The following is an 18,325-nucleotide window of genomic DNA, read 5'->3' on the forward strand; positions in this document are numbered from 1 at the left end:
ATGGCAGCGCCCCAAAAAGCCAGGACCACGACCACCACCACGCGTAGTCGTGCGCCGCAGAAGGCGAAGCCCCAGACCAGGGGCCGGGCCGCCCCTGCGAAGCGGCCCGCGGCGAAGAAGAGCACCGAAAAGGCGCACCGGACGGTCACCGTTCCTCTCGTCGCCCCGCACTTCACCGTCCACAAGGTGGACGTGCCGGCGCCGAGCCTTCCGGTGAGCGGCGACGACATGGTGACGGCCGGCAAGACCGTGACCTCGTTCATTCGGCCGCCGGGCCGGCTGGTCTACTACGCCGGGCTGGGCGCCCTGGCCGCGTTCGGTGTCGTGGAATGGCCGGTCGCGGCGGCGATCGGAGTAGGGGTCGCTGTCGCGAAGCGGGCACGCCGCTCCGACGAGCAGCGGCATGAGCAGACGGGGCGCAGGCAGTAGGAGGACGGTCGGCTGGTTGATGCCCGCCGGACAACGGCACCACCACCCGGCCGCACGCCGTCACTGGCGACCCGATGACCAGGCATCGCGTTGATCGAGAGGTTGACCGAGGCGTCATGCACGCCGCCCCGACGAGCTGCGGCTGACCGCCCGGGACCATCACCGACCCACTGCTTCGGCTATCGGCTGCCGCTTCCCGATGGCTGGGCCATCGCCGCCCTCGGATCCGCAGGGCGTGCCCGCTGCCGGCGGTCCCGCTCACACGGTCGCCGGCCATCGGCGCCCGCCCCCCGCACAAGGCATTAACCGGTCATGGGCCAATGTTCACCTTCTGGCCAAGTTCTGGTTCCCCGAGGGAAGCCGTAACCCGGCATAACGGACAAAAGGTAATCTTTCGTCTTCCTGTTGGAGAACTTCGATGTCGGACCTCCTCGCCAGCATCCTCGCCAAGGCGCTCGTCGCGGCTGTCGAGGCCCTCCTCACGCGCCTGCTCGTGCAGCTCGTGCAGACGGCACGCCAGCGCCGCAGCCCTGCCGGCGATGTGATGCCCGCCCTGGCCTGAGCGAGATCCCGCCGGCCGTAGCGGCCGCCGCGCCGCACAGGCGGTGTGCGGAACATCGCGACTGGCTCTGCCGAGCGAGCCGTGCCGGTCGCGCGGTCCGCGGCCGCGAGCACGGCGGGACTGCCGTCGTCTCACGGGCCTTCGAGGATTTCGAGCATCCTCGCCGTTGTCGCGGCCCAGGGGTAGTGCCCGGCGCGGGCGCGTGCGGCACCTCGGCGCCGAGATCGCGGCAGGCGGCAGAGGTGCTGGACCGCGTCGGCGAACCTCGTCGGTGTGGGCGGGGCGGCGATTCCGGCGTCGGGGGCCAGCAGTTCGTGGGCCGCGCCCCGGTCGGCCGCCACGACGGGGGTGCCGCAGGCGAGCGCCTCCAGCACCGCCAACCCGAAGGATTCGACGGGGCAGGTGGCCAGGGCCACGTCCGCCGCGGCCAGCAGCGCGGCCACGTCGCCGCGCCCGTGCACGTGTCCGTGGAAGCGGACGGGGAGGGCCTCGTGGGCTGCCAGCGAGCGGAGCGCCGGATACAGCGGGCCGCTGCCCACGACGTCCAGGTGGACGGGGACGCCGCGTCGCCGCAGCTCGCGCACCGTCGCCAGGGCGAGTTCCGGGCGTTTCTCCCGGGAGAGCCGCCCCAGGTGGACGAGCCGGAGACGGTCGTCCCCGCCGGTGCCGGCCGGTCGGAACGTGGCGAGGTCGACGCCGAGCGGCACGCGGTGCAGGCGGGGCGCGCCCACCCTGGCGAACTCGGCCGCGGCGAACGCCGAGGTCGTCACGATCGCGTCGAAGGCCGCGGCCAGCCGCCGGTTCCAGCGGTCGGTGACCGGTTCCAGCGGGAGCCATCCGGGCGTGTGCGGCGCCAGGATCGCATCGAGGCGTTCATGAGAGAACAGCACCGTGCGGATCCCGCGCCGCCGGGCCCAGCGGGCCGCCACGGTGAGGCTGGCCTTGTCGGAGACCTCCACCACGTCGGGTCGGAGCCGCGCCAGCACCCTAAGCACCGGCCGCGGATCCAGTACGAACCGGTAGCCCGGGGCGACCGACGCGCCCGGCACCGTGATGAGCAGCCCCCTGTCGTCCTCCGTCCGCGTGTGGGCGCGGCCGGGCACCACCAGTGCCCGCTGGTGACCGGCGGCGGCGTATCCGGCGCCGAGCATGTCGACGGCGGTGCGCAGCCCGCCGGACACCGGGCTGTAGAGATTGGCCAGCTGCACGATCCTCATGCCGTCACCGCGGCCTCGTAGGTCATCGGGCGGGCGCCCGCGGCCAGGGCCAGGTCCAGGGCGGCCAGCGTGGTCCGGCGGAGGCCGGGACGGGTCAGGTCCGCCGGGTGCAGGGCGATCCGGAACGGCATCCGTCGCCGGGAGAAGGTGCGGGCGGCATCGATCATCAGGCGGGCACCGGTCCGCTCTCCCGCCCCGCCCGGCCGGTGGGAGAGCACCGGCATCCGGCGGACCGGCCCGCCCGGCAGGCAGTGGACGGCCAGATGGCTGGTCCAGTACCCGAACCCGAGCGCGGCCAGCGCCCGCCGCGTACCCGGCGAGGCCAGCCATCCCGGCGGCGTGAACCCCATCACGCCGATGTCCGCGTCCGCCAGCATCTCCAGGCCCGCCCGCAGCCGCCGCCGGGCCTGCTGCTCCGTCAGCGTCCAGAACTCACCGGCTCCCCGGGCCAGCACCTCGTTGACGCCGCGCCGCCAGAGTGAACCGCCGGGAACGCCTTCGTGCCGGTAGCCGTGCAGGGCGAGTTCGTGGCCGCGGCCGGCCGCACGGTGCAGGAACTCGGTCAGGGCGGGGTCGTCGCGAAGCGCCGGACCCCCGCCGAACGGGCCCGGGATCAGCAGCAGTGTGGCGGGCACACCCCGCTCGTCCAGGTCGGTGAGCCACTGGGCGGTGGGTGCCGCGGTGCTGGAGGCCACATCGTGGACGGACACGATGATCGGAAAGCTCGCGTGCGCGTTCATGCGGCGTTGCCGGCCTGCCGCGCGGCCGTCTGCTGCGCGGCCGCACCGTAGGCCGCCTGTCGGTAGTGGCCGATCAGTTCTTCGCACACGGTGTTCCAGTCTCGTCCCACCACCGACTCCAGGGCCGCGTCGCTCATCCGCGCCCGCAGCTGGGGATCGGCCACCAGTGCGGCCACGGCCGCGCGCAGGCCATCGCCGTCATCAGGGGCGTACAGCAACCCGTTGACGCCGGGCCGGACCAGGTCGAGCGGACCGCCCGCCGCGGCCGCCACCACGGGTACCCCGCACGCCAGCGCCTCCTGGATCGCCTGGCAGAACGTGTCGTCGGCGCCGGTGTGCACGAACACGTCCAGCGAGGCCATCAGCCGCGACAGCTCGGCGCCGGTGCGGAACCCTGTGAACACCGCGTCGGGCATCAGGCGGCGCAGGCGCCGTTCCTCCGGCCCGTCGCCCACGATCACCAGTCGCGTCCCGGGCAGGCCGGCCAGCCGCGCGAGCATTCTCGGCCGCTTCTCGGCGGCCAGCCGTCCTACGTACCCGATCAGGACCTCGCCACCTGGCGCGAGCCGTTTCCGCAGGTCGGTCGACCGGTGTGCGGGGTGGAACCGGCTCCGGTCCACGCCTCGCCCCCACAGCGACAGCCTGGGCACGCCGTGGCGTTCGAGCTCGGCCAGGACCGGTGTGGAGGGGACGAGCGTGCGGTCGGCGCGCCCGTGCAGGCGGCGCAACCACCACCACACGAGCGGATCGGTGCCGCGCAGGCCGTACCGCCGGGCGAACCCGGCGATGTCGGTCTGGAAGACCGCCACGGCCGGCACGTCCAGCCGTTCGGCCGCGGCCAGGCCGGAGGCGCCGAGCACCAGCGGCGAGGCGAGATGGACGATGTCGGGCTCGAAGTCCCGCAGCACCGAGGTGACCCTGCGGGACGGCAGGCCGACCGCGAACGAGGAGTAGAACGGGAGTGCGACACCGGGGACGAGTTCCACCTGGACGCCGGCGTAAGTGGCCGGACCGGGCTCGGGGGCGACGACGACAGCCTGGTGCCCGCGCGCGGCGAGCTGTTCGAGTACGCGGCAGACAGAGCCGGTGACCCCGTTGACCCGGGGCAGGAACGACTCGGTCACGATGGCGATCTTCACGGCGCAAGCGTGAACGTCCGGCACGACCTTCCCACCCCGCCCGTCGGCCCGGTAGGCGAACAACGCGGAAACCTTCAAGACGATGGAGCCGGGCGCCTGGGAGGCCGCCGCCACCAGCGCGAGCCCACGGGCACGGCGGCGACCGAGACGGATACGCCTGCGTCCCCGGTGCGTGATCGCACCGGGGACGCGGGCGCCGGGTGTGCGCACCGTGGCCGGTCGAGAGATCGGCGGGGCCGGATCGCCGAGCCGGAAGCGCGCGTGGAGGAGGAGTCAGCCGGCGGGGACCGTCTGGGGCTCCCAGGTGAACACCTTCGGGTCGTTCCGGTCGGCCGTGACGCGGAGCCACTGGGAAGCGGTGGCCCCGAAGGTCTCCAGGCGCGTCAGGTTGGGAACCCCGGCGTACGCCGGCTCCACCTCGTAATGGTGCTCGTCGCCGTGGACCAGCAGCACCGGCTTTCCGTACGCCCTGGAGCGCTGGACGATCCGCTCCCTGATCTCGGTGAATCCGGGCGACGCCGTCGGCTCGGCCTGCATCATCAGCAGCACTCCGGGGGCGTGGGTGCGGCTCGCCTTGGCGAAGGTGGTGTCGATCCAGTCCAGGGCGGCGGCCTTGCGGGCCTCGAACTCGGCCAGCCGCGGCGCGGGCAGGTCGCCGCCGGGCAGGTCCGCCCACGGTTCCAGGTCGTTCTCGCTGCCGACGACGTGCAGGGTGGAGAACACCACCTGGCCTCGGCTGAACATCACGTTCTCGCGGTAGGCGCGGTGCCGGGGGTCGGTGGCCTGGCTGGACACGCCCATCGGCCGGCGGCCCAGGGTCCTGCCCGCCACGGGGTAGAAGACCTTGCGGACCTTGTCGAGGCGTTCGGTCGGCAGGTAGCCGCCGGCGGCGGTGCGGTGGCAGTCGGTCCACTCGTTGTCGCCGGGCGTCAGCACGAACGGGGCCTGGAAGGTGCCGAACAGCCCGGCCAGATCCGCGAACCGGGCGTCGTCGCACGTGGACGAGCCGTTCTTGACATCGCCCGCGTGCAGGACGAACCGGATCCTCCTGTCGCCGTTCACGTCCGAGACCAGCGCCGGGAAGGCGGCTCGCTGGGCGTCGCCGTAGGGCGTGTCACCGATCAGGGCGAACGTGACCGGACGTCCGCGGTCGGCCTGGGCCTCGGCGGTGCCCGGTACGACCAGTCCGATGGCGGCGGCGGCCGCCATGACCTGCGCCGCCCATAGGAATTTTCTCATGGGGAATTCTCTGCGCGTCCGAACCAACGCACCTGTCCCCGGCGGCGATCGTTCATCTTTCGTCCAGCGAGAAACCAATGACTCAGGACGCTGCGTTTAGTGATGGTTCGCGGCAGGTACGGCTCGTGGGCGAGGGGAGCCCTCTCCCGAGAACGGAGCGATGCCTTGCAGCAAGCCGGACGGATCTCGCCCCAGGTCATGGAGTCGCTCTCGACGCCCGGGCGGGTGGAGACGCGCCTGGGCACTCTGGAATTCCCGCTGGGCATGCCCACCGACGAGACCGCCGACCGCGTCTACGACCATCTGGACCATGTGCACGCCGTCGGAGCGTTCCTCGACGCGTACTCCGGGGTCAACGTGTGGGCGGCGCGCAAGGGCTTCCTCGAGGCCGGGATCAGGGACCACGACGTCCTGCTCTTCTCGGAGTTCATGGATTCCGAGACGCTCGTGCTGACAGGGAACGCGGACACCGTCTATTTCGTGACGTTCCTCGACCTGACTGAGGGCCCGCTGGTAGTGGAAATGCCGCCCCTCTCCCTGTGCTTCGTCAACGACATGTGGTTCCGCTGGGTCGCGGATCCCGGTATGGCCGGGCCGGATCGCGGGGCCGGCGGCAGATACCTCTTCGTCCCGCCCGGTTATGAGGGCCCCCTTCCGCAGGGCGGCTACTTCACCCAGCCGACCCGCACCACGCGGCTCCTCCTGGGCGGGCGGGCGTTCCTAGAAGGCGACGACCCGAAGCCGGCGGTCGCGCGCATCAAGGAGGGGCTGCGCATCCACCGCTACGCCCCCGGATTCTTCGGAACCAGCATCGGGGAGATCGTCACCGGGGGCACGGCCCCGCCGTCGCCGTGGACCGCTCAGACGTGGACCGCCGCGCTCCGCGAACCCGACCCGCCGCGCTTCGTCGAGGGCACCGGGTTCGCCGTGAACACGGTCCCACCCGCGGACGCGACCTACTTCGACCTCGCGAGCGAGCTCGTGCACGACCAGCCGGCCGAGGCGCTCGATCCCGAGATCGCCGGTGCTCTGGCCGCCCTTGGGATCGCCAAGGACCGGCCGTTCCAGCCGGATCCGCGGATGCGGGGGATCCTCGCCGAGGCGGCCGCGGTGGGGAACGCGACGGCCCGTACCCTCGCCTGCCGCCCGCGCGCGGAGGAGGGGGCGCACTTCTACGGCGCGTCCTCCCAGTGGGTCAACGGCCTGCTCGTGTCCGGCTACGACTTCATGACCCCGCCCCCGGACATCACCGACCGGGGCGTCGAGCTCCGTCCGAGCGACGGCGCCCGCAAGCTGAACCTGCGGACCTGGTGGTGGTACCTGGGCGTGGGCATCAGCCCGGCGTTCACCGCACCGTTGCCCGGCATCGGCTCGCAGTACCTGTTCGCGTTCGCGGACCGGCATGGCCGGGCCCTCGACGGGGGCGGGCACTACCGCCTGGTGCTCCCGCCGGACATTCCCGCAGCCCGTTTCTGGTCGTGCACCGTCTACGACAACCAGACCCGCTCGATGCTCTCCACACCGCAACGCTTCCCCCGGGCCGGCAGCCAGGACTATCCCACCCCGGCGGCGGCCGCCGCCGCGGACGGCAGGACCACGGTGCACTTCGGGCCCGACCGGCCCGACGGCGTACCGGAGGGCAACTGGATCCAGACCGTTCCGGGCAAGGGATGGTTCGTGGTCCTGCGGCTCTACAGCCCTCTGCCGCCGTTCTTCGACAAGACCTGGCGGCCGGGCGAGGTCGAACCGGTGTGAGGTAGACGGCCGTGGGCGAGGCGATCGGTCAGGTTCTGTCGTACGCCGTCGGGGTGGCGCTGAGCCCGTTTCCGATCATCGGTGTGGTGCTGATGCTCGCGACTCCCAGGGCGCGGTCCAACGGGCCGGCGCTGCTCCTGGGCTGGATCCTGGGACTGTCCCTGGTCGGGGCGGTCGTGCTGCTGGTGTCGGGCGGCGCGGGGCCGAGCGAGCAGGGGCAGCCGGCCGAGTGGGCCAGCGCGCTCGACCTCGCGCTCGGCGTGCTGCTGCTGTGGGTGGCGGTGAAGGAGTGGCGCGGCCGGCCGCGCGGCGACGAGGAGGTGTCGCTGCCGAAGTGGCTGCACGCGGTCGACTCGTTCACCCCCGTCAAGGCGGGGGCACTCGGGATCGCGCTGTCGGCCGTCAACCCGAAGAACCTGCTGCTCGTGATCGCCGCGGCGGCGGCGATCGCGCGCACGGACATCTCGGCCGGCGCGCAGGCCGCGGCGCTCGCGGTCTTCGTCGTGATCGGGGCGCTCGGGACCGGAGCGCCGGTCGTGCTCTACTTCGCGCTCAAGGAGCGCTCCGAGCACATCCTCGACGGCCTCAAGGTCTGGATGGAGCGGAACAACTCGGCGATCATGACGGTGATCTGCCTGATCCTCGCCGCGAAGCTGGTGGGCGGCGCCATCAGCGATCTCTCCTCCTGACGAGGCCGAGCATGCTCAGGCCGGCTCGCCGACGTCGCGGGCGATCCACGCCGGCGTGTCGAACCGCCCCGCCCGCGTCAACGGAATCGAGGATGCTCCGCGAAACGGACCCCTTAGTTCCCGAGGAGGTAAGTGCTTAGATACTCCCGTGACCGTCAGACCCTCGTTCGACCCGCTCATCGCGGCGGAGGACCGCGCCCTGCTGGAGGCGCGGCCTGAGTTGCTGCACCCCGCCGCCGGAGTGCGGCCGTCGGGGCCGGTCGGTGGGCGGACCCCCCGGGATGTGCTCTTCAGCCTTTGGAATGCCCCATTGTGGGCACTTCTGCCCCTCGTCGTCGCTCCGTTCTACGGGCGCAGGGCGCTGATCGCCGGAGCGATCGGGCAGGTCGCGGCGGGCGCAGTGCTGATCTTCGCGCCCGGCGGCCTCTTCGTCCTGTCGGGAGCGGCCGTGGTCGCGTTCGGTGTGCTGCTGGCCCGGTGCGGGCAGGGCCGTGCCGGTTCCCTCGCGCGGCGGCTCCACGGCTCCTACGTGGTGCCGGACGACCTCGACACCGCTACGGCGGCACTGCTCGGGCGGGTCCAGCGGGCGATCCAGGTGGTGCTGACCTCCGAGGTCACCAAGGAGGGCCTGCTCGACGATCTGCGGAACACCGTCACGTTGCCGGCGCAGGAGTGGGAGGTCGCCCAGACCCTGCAGGAGATCAGCCGCTTGTCGGAGGAGCAGCGGACGGCGCGCCTGGCCGGGCAGAGCGCCGAGCTCGCCCAGATGATGGCCCCGCAGGCCAAGGCGCTGAAGCTGGCCACGGCCTCGGTCACGGAGCGCATCGAGGCCATCGAGCGGTACGCCGAGCAGGTGACGGCCGCCGATCGGGCACTGCTGCAGTGGAAGACCCTGCAGCGCTTGGCCGACAGCAGCGACGCCTACGGCGAACTGCTCGCGCGGACCGTCCGGGACGAGCTGGCGGTCGCGGAGATCGACGGGCTCACCGACGAGGCGAGGAAGCTCGAGGAGGCGCTGCGGCACAGCGTGGAGAAGGCGCGCAGGACCGGGCTCACACTGCTGCCCGGCGGGCTGGCGGAGGCGGGCTGATGACGCGTCGGCGCGAGAGCGGCAAGAGCGGCAGGAGCGGCAAGGCCGGGACGCTCCCGGCGCTGTCTCCGGGCGGGGAGGAGCTGTTCGGCCGGATCCCGGTCTGGTTGAACGCCCTCGGCGGGCTGGTCCTGATCGTCCTGCTCTGCCTGCTGCTCTTCGCCTGATCACATTTCCCGGATCGCCGCCCGGAGCGGCTCGCCGGTGATCTTCCACCAGGCCCCGGCGAGGATCAGCGTGCCGACGAGCGCGAGCGCGACCCGCCAGCCGGGCAGGCCGCCGTTCTCGAGGATCGGGCCGCGGGCGTGCGGGTCGAACACCCGGTCGACGTGGAGCTTGCCCCAGAGGCCGAGTTTGGACGAGATCGCGCTGGTCCCGCCGATACCGAACCCGGCCTGGAAGACGACTCCGATGGCGCCCATCCCCGCGGCGCAGAGGCCGAAGGCCCCCTGGCCGACCGCCACGGCCCCGATGGCGAGCTGGCCTATGGCGACGACGCCCCGCGCGAACTGGCCGACAGCGATGACACCGGTGGCGATCTGACCGATGGCGATGATCCCGCTGGCCTCCTGCCCGACGGCGAACACGCCGACGGCCCGGGGCCCGACCGCGAGGACCGCCGGGGTGCCGTCCCCCATTGCCACGAGCTGCATGCGGCGAGCATAAGGGATCTCTTACCCGAGCCGGGAGGTATGGGCAGTTCAAGTGGGCCGGTGTGCAGCCCTCCCATGCCGATCGGCTCGTCCAGTCGTCCCTGGAATCGGGACCAGGTGGTCGCACCGTCCGCACCGTGCACTGCCAGGGCGGACGAGGCTATTCGCGGCTCTCGGAATGGCGGTGGTAAGGGTCTTCGGTGTGCGTGCGGTCATCGGGATGCTCGCCGGTGCGGTCCGTGCGCTCCCTGCGGACGGTGGCGAAGGGGCGGTCGCCGCGGCAGGCGACGACCATTGTGACCTGGCGGGCGGACGAGCGGAACCGGACGAAGACCGGGCTCTGCGGTCCGCGGCGGCTGTCGCCGACGCTGTAACCCTGCCGGGGCGTCCAGGAGGCCAGGTACGCCGAGCCGTGGTTGCAGCGGGCGACGATGTCGCCGGCCTCGGAGGCGAGGTTGGTGACGGAGGTGGTGATCTTCTGGGTGACCGTGACCGTCGGAGCCGGGCGGCGCGAGGGCCGCGGGGCCGCGGGCGACGAGGGCGACGGGGCCGGTCCGGCCGTGGGGGCGGCCAGCGCGGCCTCCACCTCGCGCGGGCTCATGGGCTCGGTGCCGCGGTCGGTGATGCCGGAGCCCACCGCGGAGATCGCCGCCATGCCCGAGATGATCGCGATGACAGCGGCCGCCGCCCACGCCATGGCGGCGAGCGCGCTGTGCTTGGACATGTGCCGACTGTCGCATGTTCGTGGCTAAGGGTCGGTTAAGTTGCCCTTAAGGCCCCCGTAAGGGGGTGATCCGGCCGGTGCCGGCGGAGCGGGCGGTCTAGCGTTGCCGCGTGGTCCAACTGTTGCTCGTGGAAGACGACATCGAGGTGCGCGGCAGGCTCGTCCGGGCGCTCGGTGAGCGCGGGCACGCGGTGGCTTCGGTCCCGACCGGCATGGAAGGGATCCGGCGGGCCGTCACCGCGCGGCCCGACCTGGTGATCCTGGACCTCGGCCTGCCGGATCTCGACGGCGCCGAGGTGCTGCGGATGCTCCGCGCGGTCAGCGCCGTCCCCGTGATCGTCGCGACGGCCCGCGACGACGAGCGCGAGATCGAGCGGATCCTCGACGCCGGCGCGGACGACTACCTGGTCAAGCCGTTCGGCGCCGGGCAGCTCGACGCCCGTATCAGGGCGGTCCTGCGCCGTTCGGAGGGCGCGGACGCCGCGGCGCCGGCGGTCCAGGTGGGCGGGCTGCGCATGAACGCGGCGGCGCGCGAGGCGGTGCTGGACGGGCGGATGCTCGAACTGTCGCCCAAGGAGTTCGACCTGCTGTACTACCTGGCCTCGCGCCCCGGGCAGGTGGTCTCCAAACGCGAGCTGCTGACGCAGGTGTGGCAGGTGCCTATGGGCGGGGCGAACAAGACGATCGACGTGCACGTGGCCTGGCTGCGCCGCAAGCTTGGCGAGACGGCCTCGGCGCCCCGGTACCTGCGCTCGGTCCGCGGCTCCGGCATCAAGATCGTCGATCCGACGTGAGGCGGCACATCACGCTGCTGGTGGCGGCGACGGTGGTGCTGGTGCTGGTGGCGTTCCTCGTCCCGCTGGCGCTGCTGGTCCAGGACGTCGCGCGGACCCGGACCCTGGCGGCGGCCAACGTGCGGGCGCAGTCGCTGGCGCCCGTCGTGGCCGCGGGCGACCGGGGGACGGTCGAGCTGGCGCTGCAGCAGAACGCCTCCACCGGCCACCCGATGACGGTGCTGTGGCCGGACGGGCGGGTCAGCGGGGCGCCGGCCGCGCGCGACCCGGGGGTGCGGCTCGCCGAGCGCGGTCAGAGCCTGACGGTGGACACGCCCGGGGGACAGGAGATCCTGGTGGCGGTGCTCGGCGTGCCCGGCGGGACGGCGGTGATCCGGACCTTCGTGTCCGACCGCCAGATGCGGGCTGGCGTGACGCGGGCGTGGGGGATCCTGGCCGCGCTCAGCAGCGGACTGCTGGCGGTGAGCCTGGTGCTCGCCGACCGTCTGGCGCGCTCGCTGGTGCGGCGGATCGCCCTGCTGGCCGACCTGGCCAAGCGGGTCTCGAACGGGGACCTGGACGTCCGGGTCGCGCCGGGCGGGCCGCCGGAGATCCGGGACGTGACGATCGGGCTGAACGACCTCGCGGCCCAGATCGGCGAGCTGCTGGCCCGGGAGCGGGAGTCGGCGGCGGACCTGTCGCACCGGCTGCGGACGCCGCTGACGGTGCTGCGGCTGGAGGCGGAGACGCTCAGCGACCCCGCGGAGGCGGAGCGGATCGGCGACCAGGTGGGGGTGCTCGAACGCACCGTCACCGACCTCATCAACACCACCCGCCGACCGGCCCGGACGGAGGCGCCGCGCGCGGACGCGGCCGCGATCGTGACCGAACGGGTGGAGTTCTGGTCGGCGCTGGCGGACGAGCAGGACCGCCGCGTGGACCTGGACGTCCCGCCGGGTCCGCTGCCGGTCAAGGTGCGCGCCGAGGACCTCTCGGCCTGCCTGGACGCGCTGCTCGGCAACGTCTTCTCGCACACGCCGGAAGGGAGCGCGCTGGCCGTGGCGCTGCAACCGCGCAGCGGCGCCGTCTACCTGACGGTGGACGACGCCGGCCCGGGTTTCGGCGCCCGCCACCTGCTGCGCCGCGGCGTCAGCACCGCGTCGTCCACCGGGCTGGGGCTGGACATCGTGCGGCGCACCGCCGAAGCCAGCGGCGGCAGCCTTCAGCTCGGCGTGTCCCCGGCCGAAGGCGCGCGGGTCATGGTCCGTTTCGGGGTTCCGCCCCGGGGCCGCGCTTCTTAGCCCAGCCTTAACCTGGAGGCAGCGCCGCCTTATCGGCTCGGACGCGACCCTGGTCCGGTGATGTCCAGCCACCAACCGGGCGGCCGGTCGATACTGCCGCTCGCCAACCGCATCACGTGGCTCGGCGGTGCCGGGGCGAGCGCCGTCCTGCTCATCCTGTCCGCCGTCGTGGCGCAGACGGTGGCGCCCGCGCGGAGCGGGCCGGCACGGGCGTCCGTACCCGCCTCCGGCCGGACGCGGCCGGTGCATGGCTCGCACCCCTCGGAACCCGCCCGGCCGGCGGCGAAGTCGACGCCGCTCGTGCGCACCGTGCGCGCCGTGGTCCTGCGGCAGCGCGCGCCGCTCGCGCGCCGCGACTTCGGGGGCCACGCCCCGGCGGCGCCCAGGGTCCTGCTGTCCCGGTCGGACCCGGCGCGCGGCTGGGCGTTCGGCTCCTCCGTCCTCACTCCCCCCGAGGGCGTGGACGCCCCTCCCGACGCCTCGCTGTTCATCGCCCGCCGCGCCAGGACGGGCTGGCACGTCGCCGTGACCGGTTCCGAGACCTTCACCGCCTACGCGCGGCAGGCGCCGGACAGCGTCGTCCCGAAGGCCGAGCGGTCGTTCCTGGCCGCGTACGGCAAGGCGGCGGCGTCGAAGGACACCGGCCTGTCACTGCCCTGGGGGGCGGGCAAGTCGTGGACCATGCGCCCCACGGGCAGCGCGGAACTGATCGCGTTCACCGGCGGGGACGGGCGTGTGCTGGCGGCCGGATCGGGGCGCCTGTACCGGCTGTGCAGCCGCGAGCCCGCCCACGGCATGCTCCTGCTGATCCATCCCAACGGGCTCGCCTCGACGTACTCACAGATGTCGGCTCTCGCGAACGTCAAGGACGGGGCGGTCGTCCAGCGGGGCGCCTACCTCGGGACGGCCGGGAACGAGGAGTCCTGCACGGGCGCGCACGTGGACGGGGCCGCCGCGGTGGTGTTCGGGGTCCTGTCCGGCGGCCGCCCGGTGCCGCTGGACTCCCTGCGGATCGGCGGCTGGACCCTGGACGTGCCCGCATCCGGACCGATCCAGGCGGAGCGCCCCGGGTTGCGAATCCAGGCGGGGGATCCGCTGCTCAACCTCGGCGTCGCCCCCGGTGCCTCCCCGGCGCCGTCGGCGAGGCTCAGCCCCACGGCTCCGGCGCCGTCCCGCAGCGTCGGTGTTCTGATGCGGAAGGCGTCATGAGCGCGACCTCCTCCTCCGACACCCTGCCGTCCGGCACCGGCCGGCGGGTGCGCGCGTTCCTGCTGCTCGCCGCCGGCCTGGCCGCCGCGGCCGCCGCCGGGCGGACCGCTCCGGCCGCGAGCGCGCTGGCCGGCGTGCACGCGTTCCTGGAGTTCTTCTCCGGCGTGTTCACCCTGGTCGGGCTGACCGGGGCGGTGGTGTTCGGGCTGCTGGCGAGCGGCCGGTTCACTCCCGTCCGGCTGCGGATCGTCGCCCAGTCCGGGCACCGGGCCACGGCCACCCTGTCGATGAGCTTCCTGGCCGTGCACGTGACCCTCAAGATCCTGGAACGGCACGCGACCGCGCTGGACGCGGTCCTGCCCGCCGCCGGGCTGCGCGGGCACGGTCTGATGGTCTCGCTGGGCCCGGTCGCCGGTGATCTGATGATCCTGGCGTTCCTGATCGGCGTCGCGCGCGGCCGGTTCATCGGCGCCGGCCGGGTCTGGACGTGGCGGCTGCTGCACCTGAGCGTCTACGTGTGCTGGCCGGTCGCCCTCGTCCACGGCCTCAACGCCGGCCGCGCCGCGAAGAGCTGGGTGACGTTCAGCTATCTCGCCTGCGCGGCCGTGGTCGTGGTCCTGGTGCTGCTGCGCCTCGCCCTCGCCGCCCGGCACCGCCGCGCGACCCGGCCGCGACCGGCGCAGCCCGCCGTCCCCAGGTCACCGGCCCGGCCGGCGGCCAAGCCTGCGCCGGACGTCGTCGCCCGAGTGCCCGACGAGCAGTTCTGGGCGGACCTGAAGGATGAGGCCCGCCGCTGGTCGAGGAGCCGCCCGTGAGCCCCGTCCCCCAAGTGACGACGATCGGCCGTCCCCGGCTGCTGGCCGGGCTCGACCGGGTCTCCCGGCTGGACGCCGCCGCGCACCGGCGCGTGCACCGTGTCCCGGCCCGGTTCTCGGTGCCCGATCTGGTGGCCCTCGCCGAGGCGGTCGACCTGCGCGGCCGGGGTGGAGCCGCCTTCCCCTTCGCCCGCAAGCTCACCGCCGTGCGTAAGGCGGCGGCCCGGTCCGACCGGCCCTGCGTGGTACTGGTCAACGCCACCGAGGGCGAGCCGGCGAGTTCCAAGGACAAGGCGCTGCTCGCGCACGTCCCGCATCTCGTGCTGAACGGCGCGATGCTCGCGGTCCGGGCGCTGCGCGCCCGGGAACTCGTCATCGGGATCACCGATGAGGGGCCGGCCGCGCGGTCGCTGCGGCTGGCCGTCGCCGAGTCCGGGCTGGACGACCGGGTCCGGGTCGTCCAGTTGCCGGAACGGTTCATCACCGGGGAGGGCGGCGCCCTGGTGCGCGGCGTCAACGGCGAGACGCCCATACCGCCCGGGCGCAAAGTCAGGGCGGCGGAGAGCGGGGTCGACCGGCTGCCGACCCTGCTGTCCAACGCCGAGACGTTCGCGCAGCTGGCCGTCCTCGCCGGACTGGGCGCCGAGGGCTACCGGTCCGTCGGCACGGCCGCCGAGCCCGGCACCGTCCTGCTGACCGTCACCGTCCCCGACGGCGGCCACGTCGTCGTGGAGACCCCGACCGGCGTCCCCCTCGCCGACGTGCTGCGCCGATGCGGCACCGACGCCGGGCAGGGCCTCATGGTCGGCGGGTACCACGGCGCCTGGCTCACTCCCGCGCAGGCGGCGACCGCGGCCGTGTCGCGGGAGTCGATGACGGCGGCGGGCGCCGCGCTCGGCGCCGGGATCATCGTCCCGCTGCCCCGGGACACGTGCCCGGTCGGCGAGGTCGCCCGCGTCGCCGCCTACATGGGGGCCGAGTCCGCCGGGCAGTGCGGCCCCTGCCGGCTGGGCCTGCCCGCCATCGCCCAGTCCTTCGGCGCCCTGGCCGCCGGGAACACCGGTGACGAGGCGCTCGCCGCGATCCGCAACGGCAGCGCGACCGTGCGGGGGCGGGGGGCGTGCAGCCACCCCGACGGGACGACCCGCTTCCTGCTCTCGGCGCTCAAGGCGTTTCAGGACGACGTCGACGCGCACCTGACCAGGGGCGGATGCGGCCGTCCCACCCGCCGGTTCCTTCCCGTACCGGGGGAGCGGACCGAGGAGGAGTCGGGGGCCCAACTGGCCATCGACTGGTCGCGCTGCGCCGGCCACAAGCTCTGCCGGCATCTGCTTCCCGAACTCATCGAGTTGGACCGCTTCGGCTATCCCGTCATCACCGGCGCGGCCATCCCGTCCCGGCTCCTGCGGGGGGCCGCTCAGGCCGCCGAGATGTGCCCGGCCCTGGCGCTGTCGATCCGGGCCCGAAGCTGACACCCGGCCGGATCCGCCGGCGCATGGAGAGCCGCTTCCGATAGGAGCGACCGCATCCGGGTTAAAGTCCGGGCTCCCGTATCAGAGCAGCATTTTCATTGTGGGACGAAGGTCCCTTAAAGGGTGGGGCGAATGCACCTATGGGGGGTGGTTGGGGGTGCGTTGAATGATCAGTGACAGGAGTTCGGGGTTCGATGGGAAGGGTGGGGACGACAATGGCTGTCTCCGAGCACAGGATCAGCGGGCGCCGGGCTCTGGTGAGTCTGAAGGTGGTGGCGGCCAGGCCGATCACCGAGTCGCCGGCCGCGCGGTATGTGTGGGCGGTCGCCCGGATCGCGCTGGGGTGGGTGTTCTTCTGGGCGTTCCTGGACAAGGCGTTCGGGCTGGGGCATGAGACCCCGGCGGGCAAGGGGTGGATCGACGGCGGCAGCCCCACCGAGGGGTTCCTGGCCCACGCCCCCAAGGGCCCGCTGGCCGGGTTCTACAACGATCTGGCAGGGCTGGCCTGGGCGGACTGGCTGTTCATGCTCGGCCTGGCGGGGATCGGCGCGGCGCTGATGCTGGGGATCGGGATACGTCTCGCGGCCGGTGCCGGGGCGGTGCTGCTGGTCATGATGTGGGCGGCGGTTCTGCCTCCGGAGAACAACCCGTTCATGGACGACCACCTGGTCTACGCCCTGCTGGCTGTGGGTCTGGCTCTGGTCAGCGCCGGCGACACTCTGGGCCTGGGCCGCTGGTGGGCCGGCACCCCGCTGGTTCGCCGCCTCCCCTTCCTCAAGTAGCCACATCGCCATCAAGAAAGGGGCGCCCACCACGCGGTGGGCGCCCCTCGCATGTCCGGCAGTGCATTGAAGAAATGCGGGTCGAAGGTCTACCGCCAGGCCTCGCCCGGCAGGTCGGGATTCAGGGGGCCGGAACGGACTGGCGGGTCCGGGAGTCGGAGCCGTGCGCCGGGCGCCGCGGCGACCGGGACCTTCCGAGGCCGCCGAGCGCTATCGCCGCCATGCCGATGAGGGCCGCGACCAGTGGCACGACCAGCGCCGCGTGCAGGCCGTCCAGCAGATCGGACGGCGCCGTGCCGGGTCCGGCGGCGGCGTCGTCGACAGCGGTGACGACCGCGAGGACGAGCGCGGGCCCGAGCTGGAACGAGGTGTTCACCAGCCCGCCCGCGACACCCTGCTCCTCGGCCGGAACGCCGTTGGTCGCGGCGATGTTCAGGGGCCCGTAGGCGAACGAGAACGCCACGCCGACCAGCAGGAACGTCGGAAGCATGGCGGGCGCGTACGCCGAGTCGGGGCCGAGCGGGAGCAGCAGGGCGTACGCCAGGGCGGCCGCCGCCAGCCCGGCGAGGGTCACCGGGAACGCGCCGAAGCGTCCCACCAGCGGGGCGCCGATCCGCGGTGCCAGCAGCGCGACGAGGAGGCCGGACGGGGCGACGGCGAGGCCGGTCTCCAGCGGCGACCAGCCGCGGACCTGCTGCATGTAGAGGGTCAGGATGAACAGGCAGGACACCCAGCTCCCCAGCAGCGCCATCGCGCCGAGGTTGGCGCGGATCACCGGACCCGACCGCAACAGGCCGAGACGGACCAGCGGCGCGGGCGCGCGGCGTTCGATCAGGGCGAAGACCGCGAGCAGCAGCCCGGTGGCGACGAGGGAGCCGACCGTGCGCGCCGACCCCCAGCCCGCCTGGGGCGCCTCGACCAGGGTGAACACCAGAAGGAGCATCGCGGCGGTGGCGCTGATGGCGCCGGCCACGTCGAAGCCCTGGCGAGGGCCCTCCGGCCGGACGGTGCGGGGGACCAGCCAGAGCGCGCCGAGGAGGGTCGCGACGGCCATCAGGACCGGGGCGAAGAAGACCCAGCGCCACGACAACTCGGTGAAAAGGCCCCCTACGACCAGGCCCAGAGCGAAGCCGGACGCACCCGTCGCGCTGTAGACCGACAGGGCCTTGTTGCGGGCCGGCCCCTCGGCGAAGCTCGTGGTGATGATGGACAGCCCGGCCGGAGCGGAGAACGCCGCGCTGACGCCGGTGAGGAAGCGGGAGGCGATGAGGACCTCGCCGTTGGCGGCGATGCCGCCGACGGCCGAGGCGACCAGGAACGCGGCGAGCGAGAGAACGAACATCCTGCGCCTGCCGAGCAGGTCGGCGGCCCTGCCGCCGAGAAGCAGGAAGCCGCCGAAGCCGAGCACGTAGCCGCTCACCACCCACTGCAGCGAGCGGGTGGACATGCCGAGGTCCGCGCCGATCGAGGGCAGCGCGACGCCCTTCATCGAAACGTCCAGGGCGTCCAGGAAGAGCGCTCCGCAGAGCACCAGCAGCATGCCCCAGGCACGTCCGCCCAGCCTGCCGCCGTCGTCGGCGGCCATCGAACCCGTTGTGTCCACGTACGACTCCTCACGGTTGCGGACCGATCGGTCCCGGACCGAACGGTCCCCATCCTTGATGGACGGCGGAGCCGGTGTCAACCGGTCGGGAGCTCCGCGCCCGAAGCGGCGGACCGATCAGTCCGCTATAATC

The 18,325-nt window shown here is 73.2% G+C and carries 19 protein-coding genes; 12 read left to right on the top strand and 7 right to left on the bottom strand.

Annotation, left to right across the window (positions count from 1 at the left end):
• Together ABWI07_RS04610 and ABWI07_RS04615 are read left to right on the top strand one after the other, a co-directional pair.
• Positions 1-429, top strand: a complete 429-nt coding sequence (locus ABWI07_RS04610) for a hypothetical protein (RefSeq protein WP_200842134.1) — start codon at positions 1-3, stop codon at positions 427-429.
• 418 nt (positions 430-847) lie between these two features.
• Positions 848-991, top strand: a complete 144-nt coding sequence (locus tag ABWI07_RS04615) for a hypothetical protein (protein ID WP_160161042.1) — start codon at positions 848-850, stop codon at positions 989-991.
• A 131-nt stretch (positions 992-1,122) separates the two neighbouring features.
• On the opposite strand, the gene ABWI07_RS04620 is transcribed toward ABWI07_RS04615, so the two are convergent.
• From ABWI07_RS04620 to ABWI07_RS04635, 4 genes are all read right to left on the bottom strand, one after another.
• Entirely contained in the window at positions 1,123-2,208 is a 1,086-nt protein-coding gene (locus ABWI07_RS04620; protein ID WP_353817713.1) for a glycosyltransferase, read from the bottom strand.
• Positions 2,205-2,918 carry a DUF2334 domain-containing protein gene (locus ABWI07_RS04625; RefSeq protein ID WP_353817714.1) on the bottom strand — a complete coding sequence of 238 codons (714 nt, stop codon included), beginning with the start codon at positions 2,916-2,918 and terminating at the stop codon, positions 2,205-2,207. Before ABWI07_RS04625 ends, ABWI07_RS04620 begins: the two co-directional genes overlap by 4 nt.
• 26 nt (positions 2,919-2,944) lie before the next feature.
• Positions 2,945-4,087 carry a glycosyltransferase family 4 protein gene (locus tag ABWI07_RS04630; protein ID WP_200842133.1) on the bottom strand — a complete coding sequence of 381 codons (1,143 nt, stop codon included), beginning with the start codon at positions 4,085-4,087 and terminating at the stop codon, positions 2,945-2,947.
• Between the two features lie 273 nt (positions 4,088-4,360).
• On the bottom strand, positions 4,361-5,326 hold the full coding sequence (locus ABWI07_RS04635; RefSeq protein ID WP_353817715.1) for a metallophosphoesterase: 966 nt from the start codon (positions 5,324-5,326) through the stop codon (positions 4,361-4,363).
• Positions 5,327-5,491: 165 nt separating this feature from the next.
• Between ABWI07_RS04635 and ABWI07_RS04640 the strand changes: the two genes are divergently transcribed.
• From ABWI07_RS04640 to ABWI07_RS04655, 4 genes are all read left to right on the top strand, one after another.
• On the top strand, positions 5,492-7,081 hold the full coding sequence (locus ABWI07_RS04640) for a DUF1254 domain-containing protein (protein WP_353817716.1): 1,590 nt from the start codon (positions 5,492-5,494) through the stop codon (positions 7,079-7,081).
• 11 nt (positions 7,082-7,092) lie between these two features.
• Complete coding sequence (locus ABWI07_RS04645; RefSeq protein ID WP_353817717.1) at positions 7,093-7,770, top strand: GAP family protein; 678 nt, start codon at positions 7,093-7,095, stop codon at positions 7,768-7,770.
• Between the two features lie 148 nt (positions 7,771-7,918).
• On the top strand, positions 7,919-8,860 hold the full coding sequence (locus ABWI07_RS04650; RefSeq protein WP_149261747.1) for a hypothetical protein: 942 nt from the start codon (positions 7,919-7,921) through the stop codon (positions 8,858-8,860).
• The gene (locus ABWI07_RS04655; protein WP_160161041.1) at positions 8,860-9,027 is read left to right on the top strand and encodes a hypothetical protein; all 168 of its coding nucleotides are present in this window, start codon (positions 8,860-8,862) and stop codon (positions 9,025-9,027) included. Before ABWI07_RS04650 ends, ABWI07_RS04655 begins: the two co-directional genes overlap by 1 nt.
• On the opposite strand, the gene ABWI07_RS04660 is transcribed toward ABWI07_RS04655, so the two are convergent.
• Entirely contained in the window at positions 9,028-9,513 is a 486-nt protein-coding gene (locus tag ABWI07_RS04660; protein WP_149261746.1) for a hypothetical protein, read from the bottom strand. It abuts the gene before it with no gap.
• 160 nt (positions 9,514-9,673) lie between these two features.
• Complete coding sequence (locus ABWI07_RS04665) at positions 9,674-10,237, bottom strand: hypothetical protein (protein ID WP_160161040.1); 564 nt, start codon at positions 10,235-10,237, stop codon at positions 9,674-9,676.
• Positions 10,238-10,347: 110 nt separating this feature from the next.
• Here ABWI07_RS04665 and ABWI07_RS04670 point away from each other — a divergent pair, with 110 nt between their 5' ends.
• The 6 genes from ABWI07_RS04670 to ABWI07_RS04695 all read left to right on the top strand — a co-directional run bounded on the left by ABWI07_RS04670 (position 10,348) and on the right by ABWI07_RS04695 (position 16,589).
• The gene (locus tag ABWI07_RS04670; RefSeq protein WP_149261744.1) at positions 10,348-11,031 is read left to right on the top strand and encodes a response regulator transcription factor; all 684 of its coding nucleotides are present in this window, start codon (positions 10,348-10,350) and stop codon (positions 11,029-11,031) included.
• Positions 11,028-12,311, top strand: coding sequence for a sensor histidine kinase (locus ABWI07_RS04675; protein ID WP_149261743.1), 1,284 nt, complete (start codon positions 11,028-11,030; stop codon positions 12,309-12,311). The genes ABWI07_RS04670 and ABWI07_RS04675 overlap by 4 nt, the downstream gene beginning before the upstream one ends.
• A gap of 60 nt (positions 12,312-12,371) precedes the next feature.
• The gene (locus tag ABWI07_RS04680) at positions 12,372-13,520 is read left to right on the top strand and encodes a M23 family metallopeptidase (RefSeq protein ID WP_353817718.1); all 1,149 of its coding nucleotides are present in this window, start codon (positions 12,372-12,374) and stop codon (positions 13,518-13,520) included.
• Entirely contained in the window at positions 13,517-14,335 is an 819-nt protein-coding gene (locus tag ABWI07_RS04685) for a hypothetical protein (RefSeq protein ID WP_149261741.1), read from the top strand. The genes ABWI07_RS04680 and ABWI07_RS04685 overlap by 4 nt, the downstream gene beginning before the upstream one ends.
• A complete protein-coding gene (locus ABWI07_RS04690) occupies positions 14,332-15,807 on the top strand; it encodes an NADH-quinone oxidoreductase subunit NuoF family protein (protein WP_353817719.1) in 1,476 nt (491 codons plus the stop codon). Before ABWI07_RS04685 ends, ABWI07_RS04690 begins: the two co-directional genes overlap by 4 nt.
• Before the next feature lie 215 nt (positions 15,808-16,022).
• Positions 16,023-16,589 carry a hypothetical protein gene (locus ABWI07_RS04695; RefSeq protein WP_353817720.1) on the top strand — a complete coding sequence of 189 codons (567 nt, stop codon included), beginning with the start codon at positions 16,023-16,025 and terminating at the stop codon, positions 16,587-16,589.
• A gap of 121 nt (positions 16,590-16,710) precedes the next feature.
• Here ABWI07_RS04695 and ABWI07_RS04700 read toward each other — a convergent pair whose 3' ends face one another.
• The gene (locus ABWI07_RS04700; protein ID WP_353817721.1) at positions 16,711-18,192 is read right to left on the bottom strand and encodes an MFS transporter; all 1,482 of its coding nucleotides are present in this window, start codon (positions 18,190-18,192) and stop codon (positions 16,711-16,713) included.
• Positions 18,193-18,325 lie beyond the last annotated feature (133 nt).

Source organism: Actinomadura sp. NPDC000600 (genome assembly GCF_040492135.1).
Lineage (GTDB): Bacteria > Actinomycetota > Actinomycetes > Streptosporangiales > Streptosporangiaceae > Spirillospora.